13 protein-coding genes are annotated in these 14809 nt (G+C 69.6%); 6 read left to right on the top strand and 7 right to left on the bottom strand.

What is annotated here, in order from left to right:
* The first annotated feature begins 69 nt into the window (after window positions 1-69).
* Together BMW54_RS14870 and sppA are read left to right on the top strand one after the other, a co-directional pair.
* Window positions 70-1458 carry an MATE family efflux transporter gene (locus BMW54_RS14870; RefSeq protein WP_090057851.1) on the top strand — a complete coding sequence of 463 codons (1389 nt, stop codon included), beginning with the start codon at window positions 70-72 and terminating at the stop codon, window positions 1456-1458.
* A gap of 53 nt (window positions 1459-1511) precedes the next feature.
* A complete protein-coding gene (gene sppA / locus BMW54_RS14865) occupies window positions 1512-3431 on the top strand; it encodes a signal peptide peptidase SppA (RefSeq protein WP_090057475.1) in 1920 nt (639 codons plus the stop codon).
* Window positions 3432-3624: 193 nt separating this feature from the next.
* On the opposite strand, the gene BMW54_RS14860 is transcribed toward sppA, so the two are convergent.
* Together BMW54_RS14860 and BMW54_RS14855 are read right to left on the bottom strand one after the other, a co-directional pair.
* Window positions 3625-3837, bottom strand: coding sequence for a hypothetical protein (locus BMW54_RS14860; RefSeq protein ID WP_175472885.1), 213 nt, complete (start codon window positions 3835-3837; stop codon window positions 3625-3627).
* Between the two features lie 44 nt (window positions 3838-3881).
* Window positions 3882-4682: an ABC transporter ATP-binding protein gene (locus BMW54_RS14855; RefSeq protein WP_175472884.1), complete on the bottom strand. Its 801-nt coding sequence runs from the start codon at window positions 4680-4682 to the stop codon at window positions 3882-3884.
* Window positions 4683-4856: 174 nt separating this feature from the next.
* Between BMW54_RS14855 and BMW54_RS14850 the strand changes: the two genes are divergently transcribed.
* A complete protein-coding gene (locus BMW54_RS14850; protein ID WP_090057473.1) occupies window positions 4857-5639 on the top strand; it encodes an SDR family oxidoreductase in 783 nt (260 codons plus the stop codon).
* Window positions 5640-5720: 81 nt separating this feature from the next.
* Window positions 5721-7115 carry an Hsp70 family protein gene (locus BMW54_RS14845; RefSeq protein ID WP_090057472.1) on the top strand — a complete coding sequence of 465 codons (1395 nt, stop codon included), beginning with the start codon at window positions 5721-5723 and terminating at the stop codon, window positions 7113-7115.
* Window position 7116: 1 nt separating this feature from the next.
* Here BMW54_RS14845 and BMW54_RS14840 read toward each other — a convergent pair whose 3' ends face one another.
* Together BMW54_RS14840 and BMW54_RS14835 are read right to left on the bottom strand one after the other, a co-directional pair.
* Window positions 7117-7758 (bottom strand): DUF4124 domain-containing protein, encoded by a 642-nt coding sequence (locus BMW54_RS14840; protein WP_090057470.1) that lies wholly within the window; start codon window positions 7756-7758, stop codon window positions 7117-7119.
* A 3-nt stretch (window positions 7759-7761) separates the two neighbouring features.
* On the bottom strand, window positions 7762-8706 hold the full coding sequence (locus BMW54_RS14835) for a DegV family protein (RefSeq protein ID WP_175472883.1): 945 nt from the start codon (window positions 8704-8706) through the stop codon (window positions 7762-7764).
* Window positions 8707-8900: 194 nt separating this feature from the next.
* On the opposite strand from BMW54_RS14835, the gene BMW54_RS14830 reads away from it, so the two are divergent.
* Both BMW54_RS14830 and BMW54_RS14825 read left to right on the top strand, forming a co-directional pair.
* Window positions 8901-9686 carry an AMP nucleosidase gene (locus tag BMW54_RS14830; RefSeq protein ID WP_090057469.1) on the top strand — a complete coding sequence of 262 codons (786 nt, stop codon included), beginning with the start codon at window positions 8901-8903 and terminating at the stop codon, window positions 9684-9686.
* A 246-nt stretch (window positions 9687-9932) separates the two neighbouring features.
* A complete protein-coding gene (locus BMW54_RS14825; protein WP_090057467.1) occupies window positions 9933-10817 on the top strand; it encodes a DMT family transporter in 885 nt (294 codons plus the stop codon).
* A 24-nt stretch (window positions 10818-10841) separates the two neighbouring features.
* Here BMW54_RS14825 and BMW54_RS14820 read toward each other — a convergent pair whose 3' ends face one another.
* From BMW54_RS14820 to BMW54_RS14810, 3 genes are read right to left on the bottom strand one after another with little or no spacing between them, the layout of a single operon-like run.
* Window positions 10842-11081 carry a hypothetical protein gene (locus BMW54_RS14820; RefSeq protein ID WP_090057466.1) on the bottom strand — a complete coding sequence of 80 codons (240 nt, stop codon included), beginning with the start codon at window positions 11079-11081 and terminating at the stop codon, window positions 10842-10844.
* A 23-nt stretch (window positions 11082-11104) separates the two neighbouring features.
* On the bottom strand, window positions 11105-12934 hold the full coding sequence (locus BMW54_RS14815) for a S8 family serine peptidase (RefSeq protein WP_090057463.1): 1830 nt from the start codon (window positions 12932-12934) through the stop codon (window positions 11105-11107).
* A 21-nt stretch (window positions 12935-12955) separates the two neighbouring features.
* Window positions 12956-14797, bottom strand: a complete 1842-nt coding sequence (locus tag BMW54_RS14810; protein ID WP_090057460.1) for a S8 family serine peptidase — start codon at window positions 14795-14797, stop codon at window positions 12956-12958.
* Between the last annotated feature and the right edge of the window lie 12 nt (window positions 14798-14809).

The following is a 14809-nucleotide window of genomic DNA, read 5'->3' as shown; positions in this document are numbered from 1 at the left end:
GACCCCTGTCGGGTTCGGATGATGGCACGGCAGCCGCTACAATGGCGGGCCCCATTGGTCATCCTTCCCATGTCCCTCGACCGCGCCCGCGCGCGGCGTGAGATCGGCGCCACCGTACGGCTGGCCCTGCCGATGATCGTCGCCCAGCTCTCCGCCATCGGCACCAACGTGGTCGACGCCGTGCTCGCCGGCCACCAGGGTGCGCACACGCAGGCCGCCGTGGTCACGGGCGCGAACATCTGGGTGCTCGCCATCGTGACCGGCATCGGCACGATGATGGCGGTGCCGCCCACGGTCGCGCAGCTGGACGGCGCGGGTCGCCGTGGCGAGGTCGGGCCGGTGTTCCACCAGGCCCTCTACATCGCCTGGGGCCTGGGCATCCTGCTCGGCATCGGTGTCTGGCACGCTTCGCCGCTGATGGCCCTGTTCGGCGTCGTCGAATCGATGCGCGCCGACGTGACCGCCTTCCTCCACGCGATCGCGTTCGCGGCCCCGGCGCTGACGACGTATTTCGCGCTGCGCGGCCTCTCGGACGGTCTGTCGATGCCACGACCCTCGATGTACTTCAGCTTCGGCGGATTGCTGGTGCTGGCGCCGCTGGGCTACGTGCTGATGTACGGCAAGCTGGGCTTTCCGGTGATGGGCGCGCGCGGCAGCGGCATCGCCACGGCGCTCGTGCTCTGGCTGGAGATGATCGGCTTCGCCACGTACGTCCTGAAGCACCGCAATTACCGCGACCTCAACCTGCGTTCGCGCATGGCCGCGCCCGATCGCCGGCAGATCGGCCAGCTCCTGCACATCGGTCTGCCGATGGCCGTGACGCTCCTGATGGAGGCGGGGCTGTTCGTAGCCGTCGCGTTGCTGATCGGCCGGCTCGGCGAGACCGTCACGGCGAGCCACCACGTGGCGCTCAACGTGGCGTCGGTCGCCTTCATGATTCCACTGGGCCTGTCGATGGCCATCACGGTCCGCGTCGGCAACGCGGCCGGCCGTCGCGACGTGGCGGGCGTCCGCTACGCCGGCCTGTCCGGCATCGCGCTGGTCCTGGTCACGCAGTGTGTGTCGTCGGGCGTCATGCTGCTGTTCCCGGCGGCCATCGCCCGGCTGTACACCAGCGACGCCGCGGTGATCGCCACGGCATCCCAGCTGCTGATCCTCGCGGGCTTCTTCCAGTTCTCCGACGGCATCCAGGTGGCGTCGAACGGGGCCCTTCGCGGGCTGAAAGACACGCGGGTGCCCATGGGCATCACCCTGTTCGCCTATTGGGGCGTCGGCATGCCGATCGGCTGGTACCTCGCGTTCGTCCACGACCTGGGTGCGCGGGGCATGTGGATGGGGCTCATCGCCGGCCTCAGCATGGCCGCCATCCTGCTGTTCGCAAGGTTCTGGCGGAGCAGCGTCCGCGGGCGCTGGCGCAGCGATCCCGAGACGGCGGAGCCCGTGCCTTTCCACACGTGATACGCACGGTGTTACGCGTTACGCTGCGCACAACCTTCGAGGAAACCGCTTAGATGACGGACCGTTACGACGCCGTGCCGCCGCCCCTGCCGGGTCGTCCCCAGCCCGTGCCGCCACCCCGGCGGCGCAACGGCTTCGGACGCTTCATGCGTGGCCTGGGCCGGGGCATCAACATCACGCGGCTGGTCATCATCAACGTGATCTTCTTCGGCATCCTCGGTGTTTTCCTCCTGCTGTTGTTCCTTGGAGGCCGTGGCAACGCCGTCGACGAGCGCACCGTGCTCGTACTGGCGCCCGAAGGCGCGCTGGTGGAGCAGTACAGCGCCGACGCGTTCTCGCGTGCCGCCGGCCGGCTTTCCGGCGACGGCGTGAAGCAGGTGCAGGTGCGCGACCTCGTCCGCGCCATCGACAGCGCGGCGAAGGACGACCGCATCAGCCGCATCGTGCTCAACCCGGACAAGCTGCAGGCGGGCGGGTTCGCCGCGCTGCGCGAGGTCGGCGCGGCGCTCGACCGCTTCCGCAAGGCCGGCAAGCCGGTGCTCGTCTGGGGCGCGAGCATGGAGCAGGGCCAGTACTACCTGGCCGCGCACGCGGACAAGATCTACATCGACCCGCAGGGCGGCATCCTCGCCACGGGGCTCGCCAACTACCGCCTGTTCTACAAGGACATGCTCGACCGCCTCGGCGTGCAGGTGCACCTGTTCCGCGTCGGCCAGTTCAAGAGCGCGGCCGAACCCTTCATCCTCGACCACGCGTCGCCCGAGTCGAAGGAAGCCGACGCGTTCTGGCTCGGCGGCCTGTGGACGACGTGGATCGACGAGGTCTCGAAGCTGCGCCGGATCGACGCCGCTCAGCTGCGCGCCGACATCGACGGTCTCGCCGCGCGCGTGCGCGACGCGAAGGGCAGCCTCGCGGAGCTGGCGCAGGAAGAAAAACTGGTCGACGGCATCGCCACCGAGCAGCAGTTCGTGCAGATGCTGCGCAAGGAAGGCGTCCCCGCGGGCAAGAAGGACCAGGGCTTCCGCCAGGTCGATCTCTCCGCCTACCTCGCCGACCGTGGCCTTTCGAACATCGATCTGCTGCAGACCGGCAACGGCGTCGCCGTGGTGGTCGCCGAGGGCGAGATCACGGGCGGCAAGCAGTCGCAGGGCACCATCGGCGGCGACTCGACGGCGGCGCTCATCCGCACGGTGCGCAACGATCGCCGCACGCGCGCGCTCGTGCTGCGCGTGAATTCGCCGGGCGGCGAGGTCTACGCGGCCGAGCAGATCCGTCGCGAAGTGGAGCGCACGCGCGAGGCGGGCATTCCGGTCGTCGTCTCGATGGGCGACGTGGCCGCGAGCGGCGGCTACTGGATCTCGATGAACGCCAATCGCATCTACGCCGAGCCCAACACCATCACGGGATCGATCGGCATCTTCGGCATGTTCTTCACCGTGCCGGACACGCTGGCGAAGATCGGCGTGAAGAGCGACGGTGTCGGCACCGGCCCGCTGGCCGGCGCGTTCGACATCACACGCCCGCTCGATCCCAACGTCGGCGTGCTGATCCAGAGCATCATCGACAAGGGTTACCGCGACTTCGTCGGTAACGTCGCCAAGGCGCGCGGCAAGGATTTCGCGGCGATCGACGCCGTCGCGCAGGGTCGCGTGTGGACCGGGCAGCAGGCGCTCGATCGTGGACTGGTCGACCGCATGGGCAGCCTCGACGACGCGATCCGCGACGCGGCGGAGCAGGCGGGACTCGGCAAGGATTACAGCGTCCGTTACGCCGAAAAGCCGATGGGCGCCTTCGAGCGCTTCCTGACGAACATCGGCGACAGCCCAGAGGCGCGCGTCGCGATGTCCTGGGGCCTGCGCCTGCCGTCGTGGGTCGCCGACCTGCCGAAACTCGCGCCGGAATGGGCGCTGTTCCGCACGGCCGAGGCAGGCAAGCCGCACGTCTACGCCTACTGCTTCTGCTCGCCGCGCTAAGAGCAGGGCAGGGGCGGGAGATGGGAGTTGGGGGCGCGTTCCCGGCGGTTGCCACAGGGTGCCGGCAGCGCCGTGGTTGCCGTGTCGTAGCGTCGAGCTTGCCGTCCCCTCGGGCGTACGTCGACGGCCACGCCCGCGCCTCCCATCTCCCGCCTCCCACCTCCCGGAAGAAAATGCTTTCGTTCAATTGACCCTACTGCGCCTGCGCGTCGGCTGCGGCGGCCTGCGCTTTCGCCTGCGCGTCGACGGTCTTCTGGACGTCCTGCGCCTTCTTCTTCTGGGCTTCGAGCGAATCCCACGGCGTTTCGACGCGGGCCTGCGGCGCCGGCGGCTCGTGCGGTTGCGGCGGCTTCGAGCACGCGGCGCAGGCGAGCGGAAGGGCCAGCAGCGGGGCGTATCGGATCATCGCGTGTTCCTCCGGAGTGATCCGAGTCTCGCGCCGGCTTCGCCTCAGCGCAACCGCGCGCCGTAGAAGTCGCCGGAGCGCTCCACTTCCATGCGCCAGTCGAACAGGCCGGAAAGGTGTTCGTCGGCGAGCAGCTCGTGTTTCGGGCCCTGGCGGAGAAGCTTGCCGTCCCGGAGCATCACCACGTGTTCGATGGCGGGAACGATCTCCTCGACGTGATGCGTGACGAGCAGCAACGTCGTTCCCTCGCGCGCCAGTTCCCCGAGCAGGTCGAGGAAGCGGCGGCGCGTGCCGGGATCGAGTCCCGCGCAGGGCTCGTCGAGCAACAGCGCCCTGGGGCGGTGCACGAGCGCACGCGCGATCAGCACGCGGCGCGCCTCGCCGGTCGACAAGGTCGACACGTCGCGCTGGGCCAGATGCGCGGCGCCGACACGTTCGAGCGCCTCGCGCGCACGCGTGCGCATGGCGTCGTCGACATGGTGATCGAGGCCGAGCGTCATCGATGCGAAGAACCCGGAAAGCACGGCGTTCCCGGCCGTCTCGTTGCTCGCTTCGAACTCGCGGCGCAGGTCCGACGACACCACGCCGAGCAGTGAGCGAAGCTCCGCGACGTTCCAGCGGTCGCGCCCGAAGACACGCACGACGGGCGAGCGGTCGTCATGCACGACGGGGTAGACCCGGCGTTCGAGGAGTTTCACGAGCGTCGACTTGCCCGACCCGTTCGGGCCGAGGATCGCGGTGTGCTGGCCCGGCGCGATGTCGAGCGAGAGCGTATCGAGCAGCGCGCGGCCGTCGCGCAGTACCGTGGCGCGATCGATGGAGAGCAGGGGCGTGGTCGTGTCCATCGCCCGAGCATACCAAGCCACGAAGACCCCGTTGGAGCGCACCTGGGCGCGATGGGTTTTTGCGACAAAGCATCAGGGCCTGTTGCTCTTCGCGAAAAACTGTCGCGCCCAGGTGCGCTCCCACCCGAAGTGTCGTGGCAAGCTACGCCTTGTCGTCACACCCGGAGAACCGACATGCATCCACGCCTCGCCAGCTGGCGCCTCGACGGCCGCACGGCGCTCGTCACCGGAGCCAGCAAGGGCATCGGCTTCGCCTGCGCGCGAGAACTCGCCGCGCTCGGCGCCGACGTGCTGCTGGTGGCCCGCGACGAGCTCGTGCTGCAGGAGGTTCGCGACGAGATCGCCGACGAGTGCCCCGATGTCGAGGTGCTCGGCATGGCGGCCGACCTGTCCGACCACGAGGACCGGCTCGCGGTGTTCGACTGGGTCGCCGACCTCGGCATGAACCTGTCGATCCTCGTCAACAACGTCGGCGGCAACACGCCGAAGGCGACGCTCGACTATGACGGGGACGAGTACCGCGACCTGTTCGAGCTCAACGTGTTCTCCGCCTTCGAGATGAGTCGCGCCGCGTATCCGCACCTCGTCCAGCACGCGAACGCAGCGATCGTGAACGTCGGCTCGGTCTCCGGCATCACGCACGTGCGCACCGGGTCGCCTTACGGCATGACGAAGGCGGCACTGCACCAGATGACGCGCAATCTCGCCTGCGAATGGGCCGAGGATGGCATCCGCGTGAACGCCGTCGCGCCCTGGTACATCCGCACCCAGCGCAGCGAGCCGGCGCTCGCCGATGCCGAGTACCTCGAGGAAGTGCTCGCCCGTACGCCCATGGGCCGGATCGGCGAGCCCGAGGAGGTCGCCGGCGCGGTGGCCTTCCTGTGCCTGCCCGCCTCGAGCTATGTGACGGGCGAGGTGGTCGCCGTGGACGGCGGGTTCCTGCGGTACGGCTTCTGACGGGTTAGACTTCGCGGTCCCCCGGAGCCCGCGGCGCGCCACCGCGCCTGCCGCCCGCCCGTCACGACCCCCGAGAACCCCATGACCATCGGCATCGATTTCGGCACCAGTTACTCGGCCGCCGCGACCTTCGTCGGCGAGACGCTGACGCACATCCACTTCGGCGAGGCGAAGCAGTTCCGCACCGCGGTGTTCTTCCCCGAGGTGGTGCCCGACCCGAACGACTTCCAGTTGACGCCCGAACTCGAAGCGCAGGTCGAAGGACAGATCCGCTCGGCGCGTGCCCAGCAGCGGCAGTTCGCGACCGAGGCGCAGCAGCAGGGACGCGCCTTCGTCGAACGTTCCGACGCCGACCTTCGCCGCGACGCGCTGCGCACCGTGCGCCGCCAGTGGATGGAACGCCGCGCCGCGGAATCGCCCACCGCGACCGTCGAGAGCTTCCAGCACGCGCTGTTCGGCGAGGAGGCCGTCGAGGCATACCTGGAATACGGCGACGGCAACCTCATCGAATCGCCCAAGTCGATGCTCGGCTACCGTCTCGATCCGCAGGTGCGCAAGGTCATCGTGCACATCGCCACGCACATCCTCGAGCACATCCGCCTCGCCGCCAGTCGCCAGCTCGGCGAGCCGGTGCGCACGGCGGTGATCGGACGCCCGGTGCACTTCCGCAGTTCGATGGGCGAGAAAGGGTCGGAGCAGGCGGTGGACATCATCCGCGAGGCCGCGGCCGTCGCGGGATTCGACGGCGTGACCTTCCTCGAAGAGCCCGCCGCCGCGGCGATGCATTACCACAAGCGCCTGTCGACGCGGCAGACCGCGCTGATCGTGGACATCGGCGGCGGTACCACCGACGTCGCGTTCGCCGAGCTGGGCGGCGACGCCCTGCCGCGCATCGTGCGCACGTGGGGCCTGGCCAAGGGCGGTACCGACCTGGACATCAACCTCAGCATGCACAGCTTCATGCCGCAGCTGGGCAACAACGTCACGCGCGTGCCGGTGCATCATTTCGTCGAGGCCGCGAGCGTGCACAACCTTCCGAAGCAGCGCGAGTTCCGCCGCCAGGATTACCGTTTCGTGGACGAGCCCTGGCAGTCGCGCCTGCGCGCGCTGCAGCAGCCGGGCGCGACCACGCGCCTCAACCAGACGGCCGAGCGCGGAAAGATCGCGTTGAGTTCCGCCGACGACACGCATGCCGACCTCGGTTTCCTCGAGGAAGGTCTCGGCGTGGTCATCGCGCGCGCCGACATGCATGAAGCGGTCGAGCCTTTCGTCGAGCGCATGCAGCGGTTGTTCGACGAGGTTCGCCAGGAATGGCCGAGCGTGCCGGACAGCGTCTTCCTCACCGGCGGTACCTCGCGATCGCCGATCGTGAAGGCGGCGGTGCGCGAGGCGTTCGAGGGCATCCCGATGGTCGAAGGCGATCCGTCTCTGGGCGTGGTGTCGGGGCTCGCGGTCGCGGCGATGTCGGCGAACTGAACTAGCCGCAACCGGCCAGCTGGCCGCGCAGCGCCGCATCCTTCGCCTCGAGCGGTCCACGCTCGCTCTTGAAGGCGTTGCGGATGGCCCGCTGATTCGAATCGGCGTCGTCGCGCAGTGCGCGGCACGCTTCCGCAGGACTCAGCTGTCTGCACTGGTCCCGCACCCAGACGTAGTTGCTCGTCGCGACCGCGGCTGCGTTCCCCTTGCCGCGATTGAGTTCCGGGGCCGACGCGATGGCGGCATCGCGGCTTCCGTAGGTGTCGGCGAGCGGCTGGCTGATCGCGCCGAGCACGCCCAATGGAGCGAGGTACGGCTCGGGCTGTCCGTTCGCCGAGGTGTACGCCTTGCCATCGGTGGCGCGGATGCACCCGTAAAGAATCGGCGGCGGCGCCGCGGGCACCGGCGGCGGCGCCGCGTCGTCGTCGGCCACGGAACGAACGGGCGCCGCAGGCATCGGTGCGACCGCACCGGACGGCGCCGGTGGTTGCAGCTCGATCGTCTGCTGATGCTGCCCCTTCGTGCACGGCGCCTGCTGGTAGATCGTCTGGCCGCCGGCCTGGCACTTGTAGACCGTCTGCGCCGCCACCGGGCCGATGGCGGTGAGCGCCGCGAACGCCAGCAGGACGCGCGCGCCGTGCATGGCCTAGAAGTCGGCCACGTGGTCTTCGGATGCGAAGCCGATCGTCATCGCGCCTTCCCCGACGTTGACCATGCCCGTGATACCCATCGGGCTTTCGAGGATCTCGACGCCGGATTCGCCGCACGTCCGCACCATGGAGGTGTAGCCGGGCAGGTTGCGCATCTCGTCGAGATCGCCGCCGTAGCTGAGCGAGAGCGACGGCACGAGCAGGCCGGCCTGCACGCGCTTGGTCACGTAGTCGAACAGCACCTGCGCGCCGTGCTCGAAGCCGCGGACCTTGCCCACCGGGCCGGTCTCGCCGCGATGGCCGCGCAGGATGGGCTTGATGTCGAGCGCGGTGCCGAGCATGGAACTGAGGAAGCTCACGCTGCGGTCGCCCTTGCTGCGGGCGCGCGAGCGCAGGTAATTCAGGTCGCGCGGCAGCATGTACCCGTAGGAGCAGTCGGCGATGTGCGCGGCACGCTCGCGGACCTCCGCCGGCGAGCGGCCCTCCTGGATCATGCGCACCGTTTCCACGACGGCCGACGCGGCACCGGCGAAGATGTTCCGCGTGTCGACGACGCGCATCAGGAACGGCCCGCCGATGCCGGCGGCCTCGCGCACCGGGCGATAGTTTTTCAGGATGGCGAAGCTCGCCTTGATCACGTTGTCGTGGATGGGGCTACGCGTGGCCATGATCGTCAGGCAGATGACGCAGTCGTATTCCTTGACCATGCGGCCCAGGAACAGGTTCTGCACGTCCTCGACCGAACTGGCCTCGGTCTCCGCGGAATGACTCCGGCTGCCGAGCTTCTGGTCGCGGAAGCGCTGGATCTCCGCCGGATCGCGGTCGTCCTTGAAGCGCTGCTGGTCCACCTTGACCGTGATCGGCATGACCGCGATGCCATGCTTCTCGATGAATTCATGCGGCACGTCGCAGGCCGCATCGATCGCCACACCGATTCGCATCGGTCACCCCCCGTCGAAGGTCGCAAGGACCCCGGGGTGCCCGGCCCGCCCTGCGCGTTCCAGCTCGCCCCCGCTGGGCGGATGCTACACTTGCACGAATGAATTTGGCACTCCGCCGGCGTGGCGTCGCCGGTAACCGCGCCGTCGGCACCTGAAGGGCGAAAGCCGCCGGCGCACGCGCAACCGGATTCGACATGAAAACCAAGAACGAGATCGTCTCCAACTGGCTGCCCCGCTACACGGGCACGCCGCTGGAGGACTTCGGCCGGCACATCCTGCTGACCAACTTCGGCCATTACGTCGACCGCTTCGCCCAGGAGCACGGCGTGGAGGTCAGGGGCCGGGACCGGCCGATGCCGAACGCCACCGCCGACGGCATCACCCTGATCAACTTCGGCATGGGCAGTCCCAATGCCGCCACGATCATGGACCTGCTGAGCGTCATCGAGCCGCAGGCCGTGCTGTTCCTGGGCAAGTGCGGCGGCCTGAAGCGCAAGAACGCCATCGGCGACCTCGTGCTGCCGATCGCCGCCATCCGCGGCGAGGGCACGTCCAACGACTATCTCCTCCCCGAGGTGCCCGCACTGCCGGCCTTCCAGCTCCAGCGCGCGGTCTCGACGATGATCCGCGACCTCGGCCACGACTACTGGACCGGCACCGTCTACACGACGAACCGCCGCGTCTGGGAACACGACGATGGCTTCAAGGACTACCTGCGCCGCACGCGCAGCATGGCGATCGACATGGAGACCGCGACGATCTTCGCCGCCGGCTTCGCCAACCACATTCCGTGCGGCGCGCTGCTGCTCGTCTCCGACCAGCCGATGATTCCCGAAGGCGTGAAGACCGAATCCAGCGATGCCTCGGTCACCGCGAACTTCGTCGAACGCCACATCAAGGTCGGCGTGGAAGCCCTGAAGCTGGTTCGCCGCCACGGCCGCAGCGTGAAGCACCTGCGCTTCGAGGACGACGCGGAGTAACGCGCCGCACCCGCGGCGGCTCCATGCGGGAAGCCTTCGCTGGAGCGGCCCAGCCGGGCCGCACTGTGGGAGCGGACCCGGCCGCGACGGCTCCTCGCGAAACGCGACACAGGACACGCTCCGGCATTCCCGGAGCGCTTTTACGATTTCTTCCATAGCCGCCGGCATCGCGTCCCGCTAGGGTCCGCTCCGACCTCAGCGGAGATTCTCCATGCGTGACCGTTCCTGCGTTTGCGAACAATCGACGTGAAGCCGGGCCACCTCGCACTCGGCGTCCTCGTCACGGTGATCTGGGGAAGCAACTTCTCCGTCATCGAAGCCGGACTGCGCGACCTCGATCCATTCCTCCTCACCGCGCTGCGATTCACGTTCACGGCGTTTCCGCTCGTGCTGTTCGTCCGGCGTCCGCGACAGGTCCCGCTCGCCGCCCTGGCGGGGTACGGCGTCCTCTTCGGCGTGGGCCTGTGGTGGGTCGTCAATCTCGCGATGTCGCGGGGCATGTCGCCCGGCCTGTCGTCGCTGTTGCTGCAATCCAGCGCCTTCTTCACCGTGTTGCTGAGCGCGCTCCTCCTGCGGGAGCGCGTCCGCATGCCGCAGGTATGGGGCATGGTGCTCGCGCTTTGCGGGATGGCGCTGGTGATCGGTCACGCGCCATCGTCGTCGACGCTCGTGGGTGTCGCGCTGGTGATGCTGGCGGCGGTCAGCTGGAGTGCCTGCAACGTCATCGTGAAGATGCATCGCCCCGAGGACATGCTCGCCTTCGTCGTCTGGTCGAGCGTGTTCTCGGCGCCGGCCCTTTTCGTGCTGGCATGGGTCCATGGCGGCGTTCAGCCCTTCGTCGCACTGACGGATGGGCTGACCTGGCGCGCGGCGGGTTCGATCGCCTTCCAGGCGTACGTCACGACGGTGTTCGGATACCTGGTGTGGAACAACCTGATGAAGACCTATCCCGCCGCCTCGGTCGCACCGCTGTCGCTGCTGGTTCCGGTATCGGGCATCGTCACCTCGTGGATCGTGTTCGATGAGCACTTCGCGCCGCAGGTGTGGGCCGGCATGGCCATCATCCTGGCTGGCATCGCCCTGTTCGTCGCATCGCCGTGGCTACGCCCCGGCGACGAAGCCGCCGCATGATTTCCGCGCCGGATCGAGCCGACGCTACGTGGCGCGTAGTCGCTCACGCGCGCGTAGCGCCGCCAGCGATATCCACACGCCGTCGGCGGCGCAGACGCTGATGAAGCTCCGTACGCCACTGTCGGCTTCGAGCGTCGCCGCGTAGCGCTCGGCGAACGCGAGCGCCTCGTCGTGGTCGTCGAACCAATGGAGGCCGGTGCCATCGCAGCGGACCTCGCTCAGTTCCTTCGCGGTCGATCCCAGTACCACTTCGATCACATGCATCCGTGCGTCCTCGTGTCCGGCGTTCACGAGCCGGTGTACGCGGCGAGGACGCTCACGCCGCGGTACGCCGACGGCGAGGTCAGCCGGATGAAGTAGCGTCCCGCCGCCGGCGCGGCGATGACGACCGCATCGGTGGTGCCGGCGCGACTGGCGCGCCATTGGCTGCCCGTGCCGTCCGCGGCGGGTGCGGCCGAGCGTGCGACGGCGATGTCGGCTTCGCCGCTGCCGCCCGAGGTCCGGATGGTGAGCGCGCGCGCATTGGCCGGCACGTCGATGTAGTACACGCCGCCGGCGCCCGACACGCCGTCCTGCGCGGCGAGCAGTCCGCCGCTGCGCAGCGGCACGCCACCGATCACGGCCGCCTGCACGGCGGCGCCGGCGTCGAGGATGCCGGCGCCGACCGCGCGATCCGGCGTCGCGGGGAACGGCTTCACCGTCGCGAGCAGCATGCTGCGCAGCGTGCCCGGTGCGGGGTCGGCGCGACCCATCTGGCGCGATGCCGAAAGCATCAGCGCGAGCGCGCCGGCGACGTGCGGCGTCGCCTGCGACGTGCCCGCGTAACCGCCATAGATGGCGTCGCCCGGTACGGTCGTTCCCCCGTTGATCGCCTGCCAGACGAAACCCTCGGGCGATGCCTCGGTGTCGGTCGCCGGATCGTCGTTGACGTAGATGCCGCCACCGGGCGCCGCCATCGATACCGTGCCGCCGTAGTTGCTGTAGAACGCGCGCTTGCCCGTGATGCCGGTGGCACCGACGACGATCGCACCGGGGCAGCTCGCCGGACTGAACTTCGAAGCGTCCGCGCCGCTGTTGCCGGCGGCCACCACCACGGTCGTTCCGCGCGTCAGCGCATCGGCGATCGCCGTGCCGAGCACGTCGGACGGGCCGCAGACGCCACCGCCGCCCAGGCTCATGTTGATGACGCTCGCGGGATGCGCGTTATCGGGCACGCCGTCGACGTGACCGCCGGACGCCCAGACGACGGCATCCGCGATGTCGGACGTCGAGCCCCCGCAATGGCCGAGCACGCGGATGGGCAGCACGCGGCTGCGACCGGCCATGCCGGCCAGGCCGACGCCGTTGTCCGTGAGCTCCGCGACGGTGCCGGCCACGTGCGTGCCGTGCCAGCTGCTCGGCGCGTCTTCGCCGCAGGCGAAGTTGTAGATCGGCTCGTTCGTCCAGTCGCCGGGATCCCAGCCGCCGGGGACGCGACCGTTCTGCGCACGTCCCGACAACAGCGCGTCGGTGATGAAGTCGTATCCGGCATCGGCGAGCGACGTGTCCAGGTCGGGATGCGCGGTGATGCCCGTGTCGATCACCGCGACCACGACGCCGCTGCCGTCGGCGAAGTCGAGTGCGTCCGGGAGGCTCACGCCACCGGGTGCATCCGCGTAATGCCACTGGCGCGCCGCGTACGATGGATCGGTGGGTACGCCCTGCGCGCGCGTGTCCCGCACGGCGTGCAGGATCGCGTCGGGCTCCACGTGCGCCACCGCGGGATCGGTCGCGAGTTGCTGCATGAAGGCCGTCGCGTCGGCGACGCCGAGCGTGCGCGAGGTGCGCAACACGTCGCTGCTGGCGCCGGCCTTGCGCAGCCAATCGGCGGAGAGCGTGCTCCCCGCGCCTTGCGCCGTGAATCGCGCCGCCGCCGCGCGTGCCGATCGGGTCGCGTCGGCGCCCCCTCGGCGTTCGACGCTGCCGTCGCGGTAGGTGACGATGAAACGGTCGACCGGTCGTGCGGGATCGAGCGTGCTGGTGTTGATCTTCGTGTCCGTCGTCGCCGCCGCTGCCGCGAGCGACGACGCGGCAAGGCATAGCCCGAGAACGAGGGGAGCAAGCGTGTGGCGAGCCATGAGGACTTCCCGTGATCGAGGTCAGGGCTTCGCGGCGACGAACGCGCCGAGCAGCGAGACGTTGGTGAAGGAAGGCGCGCCGACGAGGCGCGCGTAGTAGATCCCGGCGGCGTCGGCCGGGAGCACGGCCACCTGGGCGGTGCCGGCGCGCGACGCCACGATATCGGCGTCGCTGCCATCCGCCGCGGGCACGGCGCCGCGCTTCACGTAGAGACGCACCGTGCCGCTTCCGCCGAGCGTGCGCAGGCTGGCGTTGGTCGAGCCGTACGGGATCGTCAGGCGGAACACGGGCGCGCTGCCCGCCGTCGCGGCGATGCCGCTGGCGGTCCTGCCGTTCACAAGTGGCGTCGTCGACGGATCGGGCGCCTGTCCCGCGCCGGCGAGACGCAGCGCGGCATCGATGTCGAGGATGCCGGTACCCAAAGGATGCGGCTGCGTGACGGGGAAGGGTCGTGCCGACGCCGCGACGAGTTTCTTCAGCGACGCGGGCGTGAGCGGATCGAGTCCACTCGCGACGAGGCCCGACTGCACCATCGCGACCGCCGCCGCGACATGCGGGGTCGCCTGCGAGGTACCCGCCAGGCCGCCATAGGCGGGCGTCGTCGGTGTCGTCGCGCCGAAGTTGCTCAGCGACCAGACGAAGCCCTGGTCGACGAGCTGGCCCGAGGCCGGATCGTCGTCCTGGAACACACCGCCGCCGGGCGCGGCGACGGTGACCACCTTGCCGAAGTTGGAGTAGTACGACGCCTTGCCGGTGATGCCGGTGGCACCGACCGTGATCACGCCCGGACACGAGGCCGGCGCGTAGTTCTGCGCATCGTCGGTGTCGTTGCCCGCGGCCACCACGACCGACACGCCGCGCGCGAGGGCGATAGCGATGGCATCGCCCAGCGGACTGTCCGAGCAAGCGCCGTAGCCGCCGAGGCTCATGTTGATGACCTGCGCGGGGTGCGTGTTGTCGGGCACACCGTCGACATGGCCGCCCGCCGCCCAGACGACCGCATCGGCGATGTCCGAATCGTAGCCACCGCAGTGGCCGAGCACGCGGACCGGCAACACGGTGGCGTCGTGCGCCAGGCCGGCGAGGCCGACGCCGTTGTCGGTGCTCTCGGCGATGGTGCCGGCGACATGCGTGCCGTGCCAGCTCGAGTCTTCCGACGTGCCGCACTCGCTGGTATAGGGCTCGGTCGACGTCCAGTCGCCGGTGTCCCATCCGCCCGGCGCGCGGCCGTCGGACGCGCGGCCCGACACGAAGGCGTCGCTGATGAAGTCGTAGCCGTCGCCAGCCAGCGACAGGTCGATGTCGGGATGGGCGACGATGCCGGTATCGAGCACGGCCACCACGACGCCAAGACCCGTCGATACCTGCCATGCCTCGGGCGCGCGCACGCCGCCCGTCGGATCGAAGTAATCCCACTGGTACGCGGCGTAGCTGGGATCGTTCGGGGCTGCCACGGCAGCCCGACGCACGGGCGTGCCGCCGGTCGCGTGGCGCCGGACGTCCGGACGCACGGACAGCACGTTCGGATCGGCGGCGATCTGGCGCATCAGCGTCGCCGCGTCGGCGGCACCAAGCTTGCGCGAGAGCTTCACGAGTTCGCCACCCGCGGCGAGGCGGCGGACGAAACGCGGCACCGGCGCCGCGACACGCGCGTTCCCGGCCACCGTCTTCGCGACGGCGGCATCGACCGTGTTCGCCGCTGCACCGGCAGGCACGGGCGACTTATAGGTGACGATGAAACGGTCCGTGAGGGAGCCGGGACGCAGGGGCGCGGTGGCCGCGGTGCCCGCGAAGGCGGGGGCGGCGAGGAGGATGCACGCCGCGACGAGCGCGCGACGTGGGAGGACGGCGGGAAGTGTCATGGGTTGGGTCCG

The organism is Luteibacter sp. 329MFSha (genome assembly GCF_900111665.1).
GTDB lineage: Bacteria > Pseudomonadota > Gammaproteobacteria > Xanthomonadales > Rhodanobacteraceae > Luteibacter.
This window is presented reverse-complemented; position numbering and strand designations above follow the sequence as displayed.

What these genes read in the sequence shown, in the direction of transcription:
- BMW54_RS14870 (WP_090057851.1), top strand. Translation starts at nt 70, where the DNA reads ATGTCCCTCGACCGCGCCCGCGCGCGGCGTGAGATCGGCGCCACCGTA.
- sppA (WP_090057475.1), top strand. Translation starts at nt 1,512, where the DNA reads ATGACGGACCGTTACGACGCCGTGCCGCCGCCCCTGCCGGGTCGTCCC.
- BMW54_RS14860 (WP_175472885.1), bottom strand. Translation starts at nt 3,837, where the DNA reads ATGATCCGATACGCCCCGCTGCTGGCCCTTCCGCTCGCCTGCGCCGCG.
- BMW54_RS14855 (WP_175472884.1), bottom strand. Translation starts at nt 4,682, where the DNA reads ATGGACACGACCACGCCCCTGCTCTCCATCGATCGCGCCACGGTACTG.
- BMW54_RS14850 (WP_090057473.1), top strand. Translation starts at nt 4,857, where the DNA reads ATGCATCCACGCCTCGCCAGCTGGCGCCTCGACGGCCGCACGGCGCTC.
- BMW54_RS14845 (WP_090057472.1), top strand. Translation starts at nt 5,721, where the DNA reads ATGACCATCGGCATCGATTTCGGCACCAGTTACTCGGCCGCCGCGACC.
- BMW54_RS14840 (WP_090057470.1), bottom strand. Translation starts at nt 7,758, where the DNA reads ATGCACGGCGCGCGCGTCCTGCTGGCGTTCGCGGCGCTCACCGCCATC.
- BMW54_RS14835 (WP_175472883.1), bottom strand. Translation starts at nt 8,706, where the DNA reads ATGCGAATCGGTGTGGCGATCGATGCGGCCTGCGACGTGCCGCATGAA.
- BMW54_RS14830 (WP_090057469.1), top strand. Translation starts at nt 8,901, where the DNA reads ATGAAAACCAAGAACGAGATCGTCTCCAACTGGCTGCCCCGCTACACG.
- BMW54_RS14820 (WP_090057466.1), bottom strand. Translation starts at nt 11,081, where the DNA reads ATGCATGTGATCGAAGTGGTACTGGGATCGACCGCGAAGGAACTGAGC.
- BMW54_RS14815 (WP_090057463.1), bottom strand. Translation starts at nt 12,934, where the DNA reads ATGGCTCGCCACACGCTTGCTCCCCTCGTTCTCGGGCTATGCCTTGCC.
- BMW54_RS14810 (WP_090057460.1), bottom strand. Translation starts at nt 14,797, where the DNA reads ATGACACTTCCCGCCGTCCTCCCACGTCGCGCGCTCGTCGCGGCGTGC.